11 protein-coding genes and 1 riboswitch are annotated in these 18,054 nt (G+C 44.2%); of the genes, 6 read left to right on the top strand and 5 right to left on the bottom strand.

What is annotated here, in order from left to right; genetic code table 11:
• The first annotated feature begins 24 nt into the window (after positions 1-24).
• The gene (locus BW947_RS11825; RefSeq protein WP_076499826.1) at positions 25-786 is read left to right on the top strand and encodes a sulfite exporter TauE/SafE family protein; all 762 of its coding nucleotides are present in this window, start codon (positions 25-27) and stop codon (positions 784-786) included.
• 135 nt (positions 787-921) lie between these two features.
• Positions 922-2,079, top strand: a complete 1,158-nt coding sequence (locus tag BW947_RS11820) for a PQQ-dependent sugar dehydrogenase (RefSeq protein ID WP_076499825.1) — start codon at positions 922-924, stop codon at positions 2,077-2,079.
• Positions 2,080-2,235: 156 nt separating this feature from the next.
• Here BW947_RS11820 and BW947_RS11815 read toward each other — a convergent pair whose 3' ends face one another.
• Together BW947_RS11815 and BW947_RS11810 are read right to left on the bottom strand one after the other, a co-directional pair.
• On the bottom strand, positions 2,236-5,313 hold the full coding sequence (locus BW947_RS11815) for a transglycosylase domain-containing protein (protein ID WP_076499824.1): 3,078 nt from the start codon (positions 5,311-5,313) through the stop codon (positions 2,236-2,238).
• Positions 5,314-5,531: 218 nt separating this feature from the next.
• Positions 5,532-6,110: a thymidine kinase gene (locus tag BW947_RS11810; RefSeq protein WP_076499823.1), complete on the bottom strand. Its 579-nt coding sequence runs from the start codon at positions 6,108-6,110 to the stop codon at positions 5,532-5,534.
• Positions 6,111-6,648: 538 nt separating this feature from the next.
• On the opposite strand from BW947_RS11810, the gene BW947_RS11805 reads away from it, so the two are divergent.
• On the top strand, positions 6,649-8,730 hold the full coding sequence (locus BW947_RS11805; protein ID WP_076499822.1) for a multiheme c-type cytochrome: 2,082 nt from the start codon (positions 6,649-6,651) through the stop codon (positions 8,728-8,730).
• 345 nt (positions 8,731-9,075) lie between these two features.
• Here the strand turns inward: BW947_RS11805 and BW947_RS11800 are convergent, their stop codons facing one another.
• The 3 genes from BW947_RS11800 to BW947_RS11790 form a co-directional block, all read right to left on the bottom strand.
• Positions 9,076-10,644, bottom strand: coding sequence for a Na+/H+ antiporter NhaC family protein (locus BW947_RS11800; RefSeq protein ID WP_076499821.1), 1,569 nt, complete (start codon positions 10,642-10,644; stop codon positions 9,076-9,078).
• A gap of 79 nt (positions 10,645-10,723) precedes the next feature.
• A riboswitch (Lysine riboswitch) is annotated at positions 10,724-10,920 on the bottom strand.
• 95 nt (positions 10,921-11,015) lie between these two features.
• Complete coding sequence (locus BW947_RS11795; RefSeq protein ID WP_076499820.1) at positions 11,016-11,942, bottom strand: electron transfer flavoprotein subunit alpha/FixB family protein; 927 nt, start codon at positions 11,940-11,942, stop codon at positions 11,016-11,018.
• Positions 11,943-12,692 carry an electron transfer flavoprotein subunit beta/FixA family protein gene (locus tag BW947_RS11790; RefSeq protein WP_076499817.1) on the bottom strand — a complete coding sequence of 250 codons (750 nt, stop codon included), beginning with the start codon at positions 12,690-12,692 and terminating at the stop codon, positions 11,943-11,945.
• Between the two features lie 307 nt (positions 12,693-12,999).
• On the opposite strand from BW947_RS11790, the gene BW947_RS11785 reads away from it, so the two are divergent.
• The 3 genes from BW947_RS11785 (at position 13,000) to BW947_RS11775 (ending at position 18,028) form a co-directional block, all read left to right on the top strand.
• Positions 13,000-13,392, top strand: a complete 393-nt coding sequence (locus BW947_RS11785) for an H-NS histone family protein (RefSeq protein WP_076499815.1) — start codon at positions 13,000-13,002, stop codon at positions 13,390-13,392.
• A gap of 197 nt (positions 13,393-13,589) precedes the next feature.
• Positions 13,590-16,679, top strand: a complete 3,090-nt coding sequence (locus tag BW947_RS11780; protein ID WP_076499812.1) for an amidohydrolase family protein — start codon at positions 13,590-13,592, stop codon at positions 16,677-16,679.
• On the top strand, positions 16,679-18,028 hold the full coding sequence (locus tag BW947_RS11775) for an amidohydrolase family protein (protein WP_076499810.1): 1,350 nt from the start codon (positions 16,679-16,681) through the stop codon (positions 18,026-18,028). Before BW947_RS11780 ends, BW947_RS11775 begins: the two co-directional genes overlap by 1 nt.
• Positions 18,029-18,054: the final 26 nt, after the last annotated feature.

Here is an 18,054-nt window from a genome sequence, read left to right as displayed (position 1 = left end):
CTAATTGCCCAAAGGATTTTTTCTATGGACTGGCTTATTATTGCACTTGCAGGTTTTTTAGGCGGCATGCTCAATGCCGTAGCAGGCGGTGGCAGCTTTATTACGCTTTTAGCATTAGTGTTCGTTGGCGTGCCGCCAATAGCGGCCAATGCCACGGGGACCGCAGCGCTACTCCCCGGTTATATCGCCAGTGCTTGGCGCTTTAGAAAAGATATCGAATATCCGGCCAGCCTTAGCTTTAAAAATCTCATTTTGATTGCCCTCATCGGCGGCAGTATTGGTGCAGGCATTTTATTAACCACCAGCGAGCAAGTGTTCGCAACACTGATCCCTTGGCTAATTTTACTGGCCACTGCAGCCTTTATTATTGGCCCTTGGCTAATCAAGAGAAGAATGGCATTGCAAGGCATGAGTACCTCTTCTACGCCGACATTACGCCCAATAACAGCGCTTTTAATGCTGGCCGCGGTGTGTATTTATGGTGGTTATTTTAATGGCGGCTTAGGTATTATCTTACTCGCCAGCTTTGGGCTGATGGGTCAAACCAATCTACATGGGATGAACGGACTTAAAAATTTAATATCCGCTCTACTAACCGCCATTGCGGTAGTGATTTATGCCGTGGGTAATGTCATCGATGGACAATATCTGTTACTACTGGCCGTTATGGCAATAATCGGCGGTTATGTAGGCGCAGTGCTGGCCTATCGTATTTCACAACCATTACTGCGAGGTTTTATTGTGATAGTGGGTTTAGCGATGGCATTAGGCTTTTTTATACGCTAGGTTGTTCATACATTAGGCTTTTTATACGTTTGCTTTTGTACGTGATCCACTATGCCGATAAACTGCGCGTATGTTACCGATTTTTTTATTACCCTGCCCTAGCATTTAGGAAAGCACTGTTACTAAAGGATAGCTATGAAACGGACCACCTTAACTCTTGCCCTGTGCCTTTTTACATTCCAAGCAGAGGTTTACGCTGAAGTCACTCGCGCTGCCCCCCTTAACGTCAAAACAGAAGCGGGAAATATCCAGATAAAAACCATCGCTGAAGGATTAGAAAATATCTGGGGTATGGCATTTTTACCCGACGGCAACATGCTAGTGACTGAACGCGCCGGAAGAATGCGCATTGTCAGCACAACAGGCCAAGTGGGAGAACCACTAACAGGTTTACCGCCGATGTATGCCAAGGGTCAAGGTGGTTTACTTGATGTGGTACTTGCGCCAGATTTTGCCACCAGCCAAAAAATCTATTTCAGTTATGCCGAACCCGCTGAAGGTGAGGCAAGCGAACTTAATAGCACTGCGGTCAGTTTTGCAGTGCTCAATGGCAACAAGCTTGAAAATCTCACCCGCGTTTTTAGCCAGCAACCCAAAATAAACAGCGGCCACCATTTTGGATCTCGTTTGGTGTGGGCGCCTGACGGTACTTTATTTATCACGCTTGGCGATCGCTACAGTGAAAAAGATAAAGCCCAAACGTTAGACAATCATTTAGGCAAAGTCGTGCGGATTAATGCCGATGGCTCTGTGCCTCAGAATAACCCCTTCGTCAATATGGCGGGCGCTTTGCCCGAGATCTGGTCTATTGGTCACCGTAATATGCAAGGCGCGGCCATTAACCCCACCAGCAAAGTATTGTGGACGGGTGAGCATGGACCGCAGGGCGGCGATGAACTGAATATTGACCAAGCGGCCAAAAACTATGGCTGGCCTGTGATTACCTATGGTGAGAATTATGGCGGCGGTAAAATTGGCGAAGGCACCCACAAGGCTCGAATGGAGCAACCCGTCTATAAATGGGTACCTTCCATTGCCACCGCGGGCTTTATGTTTTACACCGGAGATAAATTTCCACAGTGGCAAAATAATATTTTACTCACCAGTTTAAAAGAAAAAACACTGGTGCGTTTGGTACTTGATGGCGACAAGATTATTAAAGAAGAACGCCTGCTAAAAACCGAACTGGGGCAAAGATTACGCACCGTTGTGCAAGGGCCTGATGGGCTAATTTATCTTGTGACCGATGAAGCTAAATCAAAAATTTACCAGATCTCACCGCAGCAATCTTAAGCACTCGCACTTTAATAACAGCGCTTTACCCACAGTAATAAGCTCAATCAACCAAAAGTTTAAGCGGCTAATGACAGACAAATACCATAAAGAGCATTCTTAGAATGCTCTTTATGGTTAGCTTACGGTTGTTAGCGCGGCACTAAATCACTGCCTTTATTCATTTACCACGCACATTCCCTGCTGCGTTTTCACATAGGGAGACAGAATAGGCATCATGCCTTTCATCACTTGTAATGGCAGCGCCGAAGTAAAACTAAAGTCATCTGATTTACTGCCGGGCACGAAGGCGGTCAAAGTGCCAAAATATCTATCACCGAGATAAAACACGAAGGTCGCAGTACGGTTCATAGCTGTGGTTGCCACTCTTTTACCTTGCTGCATTTGAGTCACAATACGGTTATCGCCGGTGCCGGTTTTACCGCCGATAGGCAACATGCCGCCTTGCTCATCGGTAAAAATACCCTTTAAACGCCTAGCTGTACCGTTTTGCACCACGTTGGCTAATGCGGCTTTTAAAGCTTGTGCCACTTCATGGCGCATCACGCGCTCACCTTGGGTATTTTGATTATCCAATGTGACTTCATAAGGTGTATCTTTCGCAAAATGCAGCTGATTAATCCGCACCGTTGGCAAACGATAACCGTCATTTTGAATAATGCCCATAAGCTCAGCTAACGCTGCGGGTCTATCGCCGGAGCTACCAAGCGCCGAACCTAAAGATGGCACCATAGAATCAAAGGGATAACCTAAACGCGCCCAACGCTGATGTATGTCGAGGAAGGCTTCGACCTCAAGCATCACTTGCACCCGAACGTCACGGGCGTTTTTATGGCGCGTTCTAAACAGCCAACGGTAAACTTCTTGGCGCTGCGCTTCACTCGCCTGTTTGACATCACTTAAGTTGGCCTCGGGGTTATGGTTTAAATAATCCAGCACCCATAATTCCAACGGATGTACTCGCGCGATATAACCTTGATCGGGCAGATTAAATTTATCAGGGCCGTATTTGTTGTACAGTTCCTTAATACGGCGATCGGTATAGCTCACTCGCGGTATTCTTTGCTGTATAAACGTTTTAAATGCCGAAATAGGCTCATCGGGCAATAAATAGCGGTACGCCGCGGTTAATTGTTGTTCTGACTGAGATTGGCCATCAAAAAACATAGCAAAACGCTCATTCGCGGCGATTTTTTTATACTTACGATAAAACTTAGTCACAAACGTATTGCCTTCGCGATCGGCAAATACTCGCAAATATTCGTCACGGCGCGGGTCTTTATCACTACGCAGTAGCTGGGCCATATTGCCCTCATTTTGCATACTGCTACTGTAGTTGACTATGTCTCGCATCAACCTTACAAAGGGTAAGTTAATCGAATCCTGCAGGGCTTGATAGAGTGTCGGAGTTTTAAGATCTTCCGTTTTTTTAAAGTTATTAAATACATGCAAACCACCACCAGTAAAGAATTGCTCACTGGCTGAAGCTGAATATTCCCGCTGCAGGGCAGCATCTAGCATGCGGTCTAAACGCCTGCCAGGGTTAACAATCAAGTAATCAATCGCCCAACGGGTTAAGTGATCCCGCGGTTCGATAATGATCGATTCCAATTCAATACCGTGTTTCTTAGCATATTTATCGTGGATCTCAGCGATAATTTCTAAGTATGTTGCCATTACCCGCAATTTAGCGGTTGAACCCAACTCTAGCTTACTGCCTTCATTAATATCAAAGGGTTGGTCGGTACTGTCGGTTTGCACCCGAACGCGGTTAGCGGTATCAGTTCGCTCATAAAGCGTAAAACTATAAAGTACATTTTGTAACTGGCTTGGCTCAAGCAGACGCTCACCCAGTAGCCCAACTTGTTCCGCAGCAGATACTTGCGCAAGGCTGCGTAAGTAATGGCTCACTTGTTGCTGCAAGTCACTGTGTAAGCTGCTTTTTACCGTTAAATCGAGCCTATCTAAATCGTATAAGCCCACATTTAGCATACCTGCGGTGCGAATGCGTACTGTGTTAACACCTTTGTCGGTTCCTGATTGAATGTTGCGCTGTGGTTTAACGACTTTAAAATGTAATTTCTGCGCGAGAGCGGCATCACGCAAACCACGGTCAATAAGATAATACTGGCCAAGTAGCCGAATATGGCTATCGACTAAATTCTCAAGGTCTTCATGGCCTTGCAATAAATAATAAGATGGGCGCCGCTGGGCAATCATCAAAGCAACCACTTGACGAAATACCTGCCCACGTTTAGCTACATTGCCCTTGATTTGTGGTGAGGATAACAATTGGTTAGCGGTATCAAAATCGGTACCAAACCAAGCCCATAAGCCATCGCCAATGCCATGGACTTCACCATGGTTGGGCGCCGAAGAGAGCGGGACTGTATTTAGATAATCTTGCACAATGCGCTTACGTGCAGGCTCAGTATTTTCACTATGTTGGTAAACGCGCACACTGGCAGAACCAATTTGCAGCAATTTATCCTTAATACTTAAGGTTAAACCTTGGGAAGAATGACGGAATTTCTCAATTTGAGTCGCCAGCGTACTGCCACCTGCAGTAGAAACATTCATGCCGACCATTTCAGCAATTTGACTCATCCCCGCCACAACAAAACGTGGCCAATCAATCACAGGGTTAAGTTTAGCTTCTGTAGTCCACAACTCACGATTTTCAATAAATAATAAGGTATTGACGATTTCATTGGGGATTTTATCGCTATCCTGATAAACCCTTTTGGGATACGTAAACTCGTACAAATCGGTATTACGACAATCGAGTAACGTGAGCCCTGATTGGGCTTTTTCATGATATGGAGGGAAAAAACCTAATTTGGCATATTGTTGCAACGCAGGCGAAAACGCCACCTGTTGCGTTACCTGAAAATTACGCTGCAATAATCTGTCGATATAAAACGGCAATTTACTGTAGCCATGGCGTTCATCAAAAGGCCCATAACTAGGGTAAATAACCGCTTGGCTCGGCGCATTATCTAAATCGTAGGTGAGCGTTTTAGCATATTGATTGATGTATTTGGCTTGATAATAGGAGGTTTTAACTTCAAGCCCAATCAGCAGCGCCGCGCAGCAAATAAGAATAAAAAACAGAAACCACACTCGCCCCTTTGATCTGGCTTTACGCGGTAGTTTTTCTTTAACCTTGGGCTCTGGTTGTGGCGGACGAGGACGATAATTTTCGAACTTCATCTCAGACGTGGAATTAGGCAAAACAGCTCCAAATAATACTCAAACAAACATCTTTCATGCAACTCAGCAAATCCGTTGCCACTCATATAAGGCAATATAGCAAACTCACTTAGCCTTAATTATCCATTTTTGTATCTACGACTTTGATTCACTATGATTTATTTGCCACGTCTTTATTCACCATAAACAGCCATATCCATGGCCCACAACCGTTAACGAGGCCGTCGTAACGAATAATACTAATCCCAAATGAACTCTCGAAAATGCTTACGACACACTGATTCGTAACTTTCATTACCACCAATAGCGACTTGCTCACCTTCGCGCATCACTTTACCTTCACCATCAAGACGTACCACCATGTTAGCTTTACGGCCACAATGGCATATGGTTTTTAATTCAACTAATTTATCAGCCCAAGCTAATAAATAATGACTGCCGGTAAAAAGCTCGCCTTGGAAATCAGTTCTTAAACCATAACAGAGCACAGGAATGTCAATATTATCGACCACATGTGTAAGTTGCTTAACTTGTTCTTTGCTCAGAAATTGGCATTCGTCAACCAACACACAGCTTAAAGGCGTGGCTTGATGTACCTCGGTAATCATCTGCGTTAAATCATCTTGACTGCTAAAAACCTGTGCCTCGGTCTCAATACCAATACGCGACGCGACTTTACCTTTACCGTATCGGTCGTCTATCGAAGCGGTCATCACCAAGGTGTTCATACCACGTTCGCGGTAGTTGTAGGATGACTGCAATAAAGAAGTGGATTTCCCCGCGTTCATTGCTGAGTAATAAAAATACAATTGAGCCAAGACTTATACCCTTTTAAAAACGTTACCTATACGTCTCTGTCACCAGAGCTAAATTGGTTGCTAGTCTAACATTGCGTTTCACATCAGAACACTAGCTGACGTTAAGCTTTTCTGATGAAATTGACTAATATGCCAAGTTATCCATTATTTTATTCCACAACCATCTATAGCAGCACCTCCTATCAAGCTAAATCGGTTCCTAATTAAACAAATGCAACCAAAAACACTCAGTTACCAGGTAATTGTTACAACAAACTTAACTGAAACTTAATTGTTGTTTTGTAAATAAAAAGTGATGAAAACTAAATCACAAAACTGAGACCTACCCCCAAAGTAATAGATGAAAATGGGCTTTCGCTCAAAAAAAAACATGCCATTAACACTATTATCCTATTCGAGACAAATCGTGCTCAATAAAAAAAAGAAAGTATTCGATAACGAGCGAATGAAAATCAACGGTTAATGTACTGATCTCCCCTGCAGACTTTAGTGCCTCTCTCCGTCCCTTATTCGCATATTGGATCATATGGAGATAATAATGAAAATTTTCACTTCAAAAAAACTGGCATATTTAGTTGCCTTAGCGCTAACCGGAGCCCTTGTTGGTTGCGGTAGCGATGGTGACGATGGCGCCCCAGGTGCTCCTGGAATACCAGGTACCCCCGGAATTCCAGGCACTCCCGGAGTTCCAGGCACACCGCCACCAGTTACTAACTCAACGATGACTAACGTCAAAGTGATTAACTACAGCTTTGAAGAAGGCAGTATTAGTTACGAGTTTGAAGTTACAGATGAAAACAACAATCCAATCAAAGGATTGCTGAACGCTCAGGCTAAAGTTGCAGCATTAACAGATAAAGGCTTTATTACTAACCGTACCGAAGCAGATAAAAACGGTATTGTTGATAACGTTTACATTGGCGGTGAAGGAACTCAAGCAACAACTGGCGCTGAATTAACAGCGTTAGCCGATGGGCATTATCAATTTAAAGTCCCCATGAAAGGCGTAAATCCAAGCACCGAAGGTATCGTTTGGTTACGTGTCGGTGGTAACGATGGTATTGCCACATCTAAACCATTAGTCGTTAACAAACCTGAAGGCACCCATTCAACGACAACAGACAGTTGTTACTCATGTCACGTCGATTACGCTACCAGCCCGCGTCGTCATGCAAGCTACGTTGCAACAGGTATGGACAGTGAAGTCACCTTCGTAGAGGGTTGTTTAGTGTGTCACGGCTCAGTCAGCCGCGCTGCAGTGAACGCTGAAGGCTTCTCTACTGGTAGTTATGCGACCAACACCCTGTCTAAAATTGGTCATATCAATCACCAAGATTTTACTAAAGACTTCTCAGTACAAAACTGTACATCGTGCCACGTTGAAGCGCCTAAAAACATCAACGTAGCAGGACCTGGTTGTATTGATTGCCATGATAGTGGCGGCGTACCAGGGGCAATTATCCCAAGTAATGGTGCGGATCTACGCATTATGCACGAAAGCAAAGCCGGTATAACCGAACGCAAAGCCATTCGCGCTAAGTACAAATTTGAATTATCTACACCGGTAAAAGTAGCTGATATTTCAGTTAAAACTGACCACTTTATCGATGGCACTGCAGCAGCGAAAACCGAACCAGGTTGGTGTACTACGCTGACGGTCAAAGATGTTGATGGTAATATTTTCAGCATCAAAGACAACTTCAACTACACCACAGTATTTAATCCCGCTAAACCCATTGTTTATGCGGGTGCCTATTTGCACGCCTATGACAATGGTAGCTTAGTCGGTCGTCCTGGCGAACGTGCTAAGTACTACTATGGTTACAACACAGACGGCACTAAAAATATCTGTCATTTGTTGACTGATATCAGCGCAGTGAATGCTAACTATGCTTATTCAGCCCGCGTCACATTTAGTACCGCAGGTTGGATGGAATATGATGGCAATCAACGTTATCAAAGCAATGGTAGCCTAAGAGCTAACGGATATGACGGCTCCATGGGCGTATCCTTTACTGCCTACTCAGATGTTGTTAACCCAACAACAGAACTCAAAGTGTCAGGCTTTGAACGCCGTGAAATAGTTAGCGCGACCAGCTGTACAACGTGCCATAACGATGCCACTGCGTTCCACAAGAATGGTGCCTTTGATGACGGCGGTAATAGCTGTATTGCTTGCCATGATAACGGCATGGCGCGTACTTCAGCAGCTTTAGGTGCAGGTTTTGGCCCTATGGTCCACAGCTGGCACTGGGGCAACGGTGCTAACGTGGGTGAAATGAAAGCGGATGGAACCCAAGCAAAAACTGCTAATGGTGCAGGAGCCATCAACCCGGTGACCAGTTGTGTTGCTTGCCATGCTAAAGCAATTGATTTAGATAACATTCCAAATCAATACATTTTAGAACCCGGCAATAAAATGACCAGCCCAGTCACCGCTAACTGTTATGCCTGCCACACAAGCGATTCAGCTAAGGCACATATGGCAAGCAATGGTGGTGAAATCAGCGTACCAAGTGTGGCTGATTGGTTTAAACAACCCACCTCTGAATCTTGTGCTGTATGCCATGACACAGGTAAAAGCTCTGGTATTGATAAATACCACAACTTCACTCGTTAATTCATCATCACCTGATTTAGATGCGAGCAAGTAGTTAGTAAAAAGTGATATCAATTTTCCCTGCAAGGAAATAGCCAAAGGAGTCTCACTAATATGAGGCTCCTTTTTTTATTCAAATACCGCTCGCTGCAATCATTTAAAGTTCAATTAATTGATTAACCTTAACGTCAATGAAGAAGAATGCGCTATCTATAGTCATAGTATTGGCTCCATCTTTGAATTTAAACGCATGTTAGTGGACAACTAATTGCCCAATTTTGCTCGCGTTCATAGCAAAACCCAGTATTAAATCAGCCAGCATAATGCTGGCTGATTTATAGATAGTAAGAGATTGCAATTATCGTTTTAGATAATCGCCTCTTTAGATTTTATTTTAAGCACAATAATACTGAGCACAAATACCACACTACAAGCCACTAATCCTGCGACCACTGACTCGGTAAAACCAAGCACCACATAACCCGCCAAGCTAATAAATGCCGCGATAAGGGCATAGGGTAGCTGAGTGACCACATGGTCGATATGGTGGCAACTGGCCCCTGTTGACGACAAAATAGTGGTATCTGAAATGGGCGAGCAATGATCGCCAAATACCGCGCCAGCCAGCACAGAGGCAAGCATAGGTAACATCATGCTAGTGTGACTTCCCATCGCCATATCAGCCGCAATCGGCAACATGATACCAAACGTGCCCCAGCTAGTTCCGGTAGAAAACGCAGTAATACCCGCTAACACAAACATTAACGCAGGCAAAAAAGCGAACGGAATATTACCTGTCGCTAAGCTCGCCATAAACTTACCGGTTTCGAGTTGACCAATTACACCTGCAATCGTCCAAGCAAACAACAGGATATAAATCGCTGGCAGCATAGAGCGAGCGCCCTGCACAACACCTTTGACTATCATCGACTTTTCAACGCCCTGTATTAAATTCAACAGTAACGAAATGGCTAAGCCAATTAACGCACCAAAGAACAGTGATGAACTAACATCGGTTTTCTCAAAAGCGGAAATGATATTAAACTCAATCCCTTCAGTGGCTAGTACTTGAGCCCCGCTGCTAACCATAAAATATAAGGTGGCAAACACTAACGCGATAATAGGCAGAAATAATCCTAAGATCTTACCGGTTTCCGCTTCGGGTAAATCGGCGTTCGCCCCTGGCGGTAACCCTTTTGACTCATCGTATAAACTACCCCGTTGGGCATTAAGCTCATGCTCGCGCATTGGCCCAACATCTAATCCCATAAACACCACAAAAAGTAATAATAATAAGGAGAAGATGGCATAAAAATTCATGGGGATCATTTGAATAAAAATACTCAAATGGCCTGTATCGGCAAAACCATGGGCGGTTAATATTCCGCCGATGAGGGCAATAATATACGCGCCCCAACTTGAAACCGGAGAAATAACGCACACAGGCGCCGCAGTAGAATCGAGTAAATAAGCTAACTTAGCGCGGGAAATATAATAACGGTCAGTCACAGGTCTTGCGACAGAACCAACGACTAAGCTATTGAAATAATCATCAATAAACACTACGCAACCTAGAAACATGGTTAATAGTTTAGCGTCACGCTTATTACGAATATGTAAACGAGCCCAATCGGCAAAAGCCCGAGCGCTGCCACTTACCGTAATTAACGCGGTGATCATTCCCAGTACAATTAAGAAGCCAAGAATATATAAATTCCACGAATTAAGGCCTTCACTCGTCCAAAAAAGTCCTTTAACGCCATTAAATACAAATTCACCTGTGGCTAAGGGTGAAAATTGATTGAGCAATAAAGCGCCAATCAAGATACCTAGCCCCAAAGAAAGTAGTACACGGCGAGTAAAAATTGCCAACACAATCGCCACCGCAGGCGGCAACAAGGAAAGTGCCGAATCGGCATAATTCATAACAGTCATTGATTATTATCTTCGTTAAATACGAATGGAGGGCGACTGAACTGGTGGGGGAAGGCAATAGATACCCAAGGTCACCTGTCCTATCAGTAGCGCTCCATAGTAACTATTTCCATTATCCATATTGGAAAATACTATGGCAGTGCTGCACCTATTAGGCGCAGTCCCAGCCGTTGATTGTGATAAATCGAACAGCTTCGGCACCAAATCCTTTCATAATCGATCAACGGAATCACCCTACTGATTACTACTGATATTTGGCGCACCTCTACTTCTAAGAACGCTCGTACTCGAGCGCGTGGCACATAAAAACATAAGCGGCTGAGCTGATGCTAGTGCAAAGCCGCTTAGCGTGATCTAGATCACAAATAAAATCAACCGAGGCTAGAGATAAGCTCAGGCACAGCCTCAAATAGGTCAGCAACTAACCCATAGTCGGCCACTTGGAAAATTGGCGCTTCGGGATCTTTGTTGATAGCAACGATAACTTTGGCGTCTTTCATGCCCGCTAAATGCTGAATTGCCCCTGAGATACCAACAGCAATATACAAGTTAGGTGCGACAATTTTACCTGTTTGACCGACTTGTAAATCGTTTGACACAAAGCCTGCATCAACAGCAGCACGCGATGCACCCACTGCTGCGCCAAGTTTGTCAGCTAGCTGCTCTAGCATGCCAAAGTTTTCACCACTGCCCATACCTCGACCACCAGAGACAATAATGCCCGCATTACCGAGTTCTGGTCGTTCAGAAACCGTCAGTGATTGCGATACAAACTGTGTTTTCGCTTCAAACTCTTTATCGAGTGTCGTCACAGCTGCGTTGTTGCCTTCTGATGCTGCATCAAAGGCACTGGCGCGCACTGTCATCACTTTGATGGCATCAAGGCTTTGCAGTGTTTCTAAGGCGTTACCCGCATAGATTGGACGCACAAAGGTGTCAGCACTTACTACCGCTATCACTTCAGAGATTTGCGCTACATCGAGCAATGCCGCCACGCGTGGCAGTGTATCTTTACCTAGACTCGAAGCCGAGGCCAAAATGTGGCCATAACTTGGTGCTAAGTCCACCAGCAACTTAGCAAAGTTTTCAGCTAAGTGCGCTTGATACACGCTGGCATCGGCCACGAGTACTTGGCTAACACCTTGCAGTGCTTGCGCCGCTTTGACAACTGCATCACATTGGTGACCAGCAACTAAAACATGCACTTCATCACCGATAGCGCGAGCAGCGGTAACTATTTTCGCAGTATCCAGTTTCAGCGCGCTATTATCATGTTCAGCTAATACTAAAATGGCCATTTAGATCACCTTCGCTTCATTTTTTAACTTTTCAACTAGCTCTGTTACCGACGCTACCATGATGCCTGCTTTACGTTCTGCTGGCGGAGTGACCTTAACAATCGTTTGGTGACTCTTTAACGTCACCCCTAAATCCGCCACTATGAATACATCTAATGGCTTACGCTTCGCTTTCATGATGTTGGGCAGTGAGGCGTAGCGCGGTTCGTTCAAACGTAAATCAGCCGTGACGACCGCCGGTAAAGGTAATTGTAGCGTTTGCATACCACCGTCAATCTCACGGGTAACTTGTAATCCATTCGCTTCTAATTTGATTTCTGAAGCAAAAGTCGCCTGCGGCATATCCATCAATGCAGCAAACATTTGGCCGGTTTGATTATTGTCACCGTCAATTGACTGCTTACCAAAAATCACCAGTTCAGCCTGCTCTTTGTCTTGTACTGCTTTAAGCAATTTAGCGATAGATAATGGCACTAGACTTTCGTCAGTCTCAATATGAATAGCACGATCAGCACCTAATGCTAGCGCGGTACGCAGCTGTTCTTGCACCGCTTTACCGCCAATACTCACTACCACCACTTCTGTAGCGCTACCCGCTTCTTTTAAACGAACCGCTTCTTCAACTGCGATTTCACAAAAAGGGTTTAACGCCATTTTTAGGTTTGCGGTATCAACACTGGTATTGTCAGCTTTAACCCTGACCTTTACATTGGCATCAACAACGCGTTTAACGGGCACCAATACTTTCATAGGGTTTCCTTTCTACACTTTCATGTACATGGACACACATTGGTTAATACCAATGCAAGATACCGCAACTTTACGTCCTGTTAACGTTAACGTCAACCAAAGTAAAACGCTTGTTTGCATTTTTAATAAGCTTGATCGACCTTTTTTTAACACACTTAATTAGCTCAATGTTAAAAGTTCAAAAATAAATAATATTTAATTTTGATTAAATGCGTAATTTTATTTGATTCGAGGTATATTAGTTTCTATCATTCAGGGGTTGTTCACCATTATCCTGTATTAAAAATTGAGTAGGACTAAAATAGATATGAACGAATTTTTAGAAATATTAACGCATGGTCGTCGTTTTAAAGCGGCAGTAAAAGAACTTAGCGTTGAAGAACTACGTGATTTAGCCGAAAAATTGAATAAGATTTTAGTAGAACGCGAGTCTATGGCCGAGGAAGAAGAACAAGCCATGGCAGCTCGTAATGCTAAAATTGAAGAAATCCGTCAGCAAATGGAAGCCGTTGGTTTATCTATTGATGACTTAGGTGGCACCGCTGTTAAAGCAACAGCAAAGAAACGCGCTCCTCGCCCAGCGAAATACCAAATTGAAGTTGATGGTGAAATGGTTCAGTGGACTGGTCAAGGCCGTATGCCAACTGTATTTAAGAACGAGATCAACAAAGGTCGTTCTATGGAAGATTTCTTAATCTAATCGGGTAATAGATGAGTCCAACATCTCACCCTATTTTGCATAAAGCTCGCATTCTTGCGGGCTTTTTTATATCCCCTTTATTTTAATCTAAAGCTACAACCCGCAATTCCATACTTAAATTACGTTACAATTCAATCTTAGTATTTACATCTGCTTTAAGTTAATCTTTATTCACTCTTACTAAATTGAATAAAATAATGCAGATAAACAATAAGATAATTATAAGCTGCAGCATAATAGCTAGCTTAATATCACTGACAGTATTTGCTGAAAACAATACTGGAACAACACCCAATAAACTAACTGCACTTACCCATGCCGAATTAATTATCGCCCCCGGCAAGCACTTAAGTAATGCAACTTTATTAGTTGAAAACAATCGAATTAAAGCCATTATCGAACACGGTAACATTCCCGCAGGGGCATTTGAAATCGACTTAAGTGGTTATACTATTTACCCGGGGTTTATCGATCCATTTACCGATTATGGTATTGAATTCAAATATCCTAAACTTGGGCTTACGCGCCCAGTCTATGATATTAAACGTATTGGAGGTAACGCTGACAACGGCGCTATTCATTCTGAAAAAGAATGGTTTAATTACGTATACCCCGATAAAGAACGCGCTAAAGAGTGGATTAATAATGGTTTTACTAGCGTGCAAAGTAGCAAGCTCGACGGTATCTTCCGCGGTACAGGTGTTAGTCTTTCACTCGCGGATAAAACGGCCAACGAAATTATTTACCGCGCCCGTAGCCAACCTTTTATGGCATTTGATAAAGGCACATCTGAGCAAGATTATCCAGAATCATTAATGGGCAGTATTGCCCTTATTAGACAAACTTTTGCCGATGCCAATTGGTATAACGAAAATAAAAACAAACCCACTAATAGCGCAATAAACAATCAAATAGAATTTAATATTGCCTTTGAGCGCTTAGATAATTTAGCTGATAAACAAATTATCTTTGAAACCCAAAATCTCAACGACCAATTGCGTGCAGCCCATTTACTCAAAGCACATAAATTACCTGCCAATCTCTTAGGTAATGGTCAAGAATACTCGCGTATCAATGAGTTAAAGGCGCTGAACTACCCGCTAATCTTGCCATTGAACTATCCACAGGCGCCCGATGTTGGTACGGATGACGCTGAGCGCGAAGTGTCACTGGCAGAGCTAAGGCAATGGGAACGTGCACCAACTAACCCAGCAACAGTTGCCAAAGCAGGTATTCCGTTTGCATTGACACAATTTGGTATTAAGACTGAAGATTTTTGGCCGCGTCTGCGCCAAGCAATTAATCAAGGCCTAAGTGAAGATCAAGCTTTAGCCGCACTCACGACCCAAGCCGCGAAGATGGCAGGTACTGATAATTTTACCGGCAAACTCGAGCCTGGTTATATGGCTGACTTTGTTATCACTAAAGGCAATATCTTTAAAGATGGGCAGATTTATAGCGTCTGGTTACAGGGGCAAGCGCAAACAGTTCGTTCACTCGCGCAGGCTAAATTACTCGGCGACTATCAATTAAACCTTGATAACCTTACGCTAGATTTATCGCTACAAGATGTCAGTAAAAATGATAAGCCAAAAATCGAAGGCAACTTAAGCAGTGGCGATAACAGTATTACTCTTAATCAACCTCAGTTAGATGACGATGGCAAATTGAGCTTTACCGTAGATTTAAGCGCTGCGGGTATCAATGGCATGAGTCGTTTTACGTTATGGATGACAAAAGACGGCATACAGGGGCGGATGACTGATGCTAAGAGTCACACCACTAATGTTACAGGCATTGCGATAGCACACACTGTAGCGCTTAACAGTATTGATAATGAAAGTAAAAAAACTTTAAAGAATGAGGCCAGCGTAAACTTAGTGAGCCATCTCACCTTCCCTAACGTCGCTTACGGCCTGAGTGAAGTGCCTAAGGTTGAAAAACTGCATATCAAAAATGCCACCCTGTGGACATCAGATAAGCAAGGCATTGTCGAACATGCTGATCTCTTGATGGCTAATGGCCGTATCGAAAAAATTGGTCAGCAATTAAGTACACCATCTGGTTACCAAGTACTCGATGCAACGGGTAAACATCTTACTGCGGGCATAATAGATGAACACTCACATATCGCCATAAATGGCGGCACCAACGAAGGCACTGATGCGGTTACCTCTGAGGTGCGCATTGGTGATGTGATTAATCCCGATGATATTTCACTCTATCGCGCCTTAGCGGGCGGCGTCACTAGCGCACAATTGCTCCACGGCAGTGCCAACCCGATTGGTGGCCAAGCCCAGTTAATCAAAATGAAATGGGGCGAGTCAGCCGAGCAACTTAAGTTTGCTAACGCACCCGCCAGTATTAAATTTGCCTTAGGTGAAAACGTTAAGCAGAGCAACTGGGGGGAGAAATTTGTACAGCGCTTCCCGCAAACACGTATGGGCGTTAAAGCATTTTTCGAGGAAACCTTCGATGCCGCACTTGCCTATGAGGACGCATTAAAAAACTATGATGATTTGCGCGCCAGCGATAAAAAGAAAACTATCGCGCCACGCCCAAGTTATCGTTTACAAGCGGTGGCCGAGGTTTTAAATCAGCAACGTGATGTACATATCCACTCCTATGTGCAGTCAGAAATCCTGATGTTTATCCGTCTAGCCGAGGCCTATCACTTTAAGGTACAAACCTTTACCCATGTACTTGAAGGTTACAAAGTAGCGAGTGAACTGGCATCCCATGGCGCAGGAGCCTCGACCTTTGCTGACTGGTGGGCCTATAAATTTGAGGTGTATGATGCGATTCCGCAAAACGCATGCCTTATGCAAAACAAAGGCGTGACCACCAGCATAAACTCAGACGACTATGAAATGCAGCGCAGACTCAACCAAGAGGCGGCTAAGTCGATGATGTATTGCAATATGTCGAAGGAAGATGCTTGGAACATGGTCACCATCAATCCGGCTAAGCAATTAAGAGTAGATGAGTTTGTGGGTTCACTTACTACAGGGAAAGTGGCCGATATTGTGCTGTGGAACGCCGAGCCGCTATCCATTTATGCCAAAGTGACGCAGGCCTGGGTTGAAGGCAAACGCTATTTTGACCGCGACCAAGACCTGCTCGCCCAGCAAGTTATAGTCAATGAGCGCGCAGCCCTTATTCAAAAAATTCTAAACAGTGATGAGCAAGCCAAAGCGGGTGAAAAAGTCACGCCACTTAACGAGCCTCAGTGGCACTGTGATACCCACTATCAGGCATGGGGCCAAGCTCATCAGGGAGCCAAATAATGCAACATTCATCTAAACTCGTTTTTTTTGCGGCGTTACTAGGCGCAATTTGCACCACGCTATCCCCTGCTATAGCCAACGATATCGTGCCTACGCCTAAACAAAGCCGCAGCATACTGATTAAAAATGCCACTGTGCACACCGTTAGCCAAGGCGTACTCAACAACACCGACGTCTTGATTGAAAATGGCAAGATCACAGCTGTTGGATCTCAACTCACCAGCCAAACCAGCAGTAAAGCTGTAACTGACACCAGTGAAACACACATCATTGATGCCAGCGGTAAACACTTATATCCAGGCTTAATTGCCCTTGATACCAGTTTAGGTTTAGTCGAAATTGAAATGAGCCGCCCAACGGTTGATAACGCCGAAGTGGGTTATATGAATCCACAAGTCAGCACCGCCACAGCTTATAACCCAGATTCTGAGCTGATCCCGACCATACGCTTCAACGGTATTACCCATGCACAAATCGTCCCCAATGGCGATGGTTTAGCGGGACAATCGGTGCTGGTCAATCTTGATGCGTGGACAATTGAAGATGCGTTAACGCCCACTGCGGGTCAGTTCCATGTCTATTGGCCACACATTAAATACATGCCAGAAGATGAAAAGAAAAAAGCTAAAGCGCTAGAGAAAAATCAGCAGGCGATTAATGATCTCAATATCGCTTTTGAAGATGGCTATCGCTATTTTTTAAGTGATAAAGCCAAAAGCAAAGACAAAAATAAACATGAAACGCCACAGTCTGCAACCAACAACCTACGCTGTCAGGCTATGTTACCGCTATACCAAGGCAAAGCGACATTGTTTGCCCATGCTGATAGCGTTGGCCAAATTGAGCAAGTGATCGCCTTGACGAAAAAGTACCAATTCAAACTGGTGATTGTTGGCGGATATGATGCGTGGCGTTTAGCCTCAAGCCTTAAAGATGTTAATGCTGGGGTTATTTATCCACATACCTTGAGTCTGCCAAGGCGTAAAGACGAGCCGGTGGATTTACCCTTTAAAATCCCATCTTTACTCGCTAATGCCGGCATACCCTTCGCTCTTGGGTTTTCATCGGATTGGAATAGCCGTAACTTGCCCTATGCCGCAGGCTACAGTGCTGCCTATGGTTTAACACCTGAACAGGCACTGAAATCCATCACCTTAGATGCCGCAAAACTATTAGGTATCGAGGATTTAGGGGCGATTGCCGTAGGGTATCAAGGCAGTGTTGTGCTGTCCGAAGGTGACATTCTCGACCCTATGACCAATAAAATCGACGCTATCTGGATTGAAGGGCGACAGATAGATCTGAATAATCGCCATCAGCAGCTTTATCAAAAGTACCTTAAGCGGTAGAATTTACTCAGATAATAATATCGCAT

The organism is Shewanella morhuae (assembly GCF_900156405.1).
In the GTDB taxonomy this organism is placed as follows: domain Bacteria; phylum Pseudomonadota; class Gammaproteobacteria; order Enterobacterales; family Shewanellaceae; genus Shewanella; species Shewanella morhuae.
Note: the sequence above shows the minus strand (reverse complement) of the source record. Positions and strands in the feature narration are given on the sequence as shown.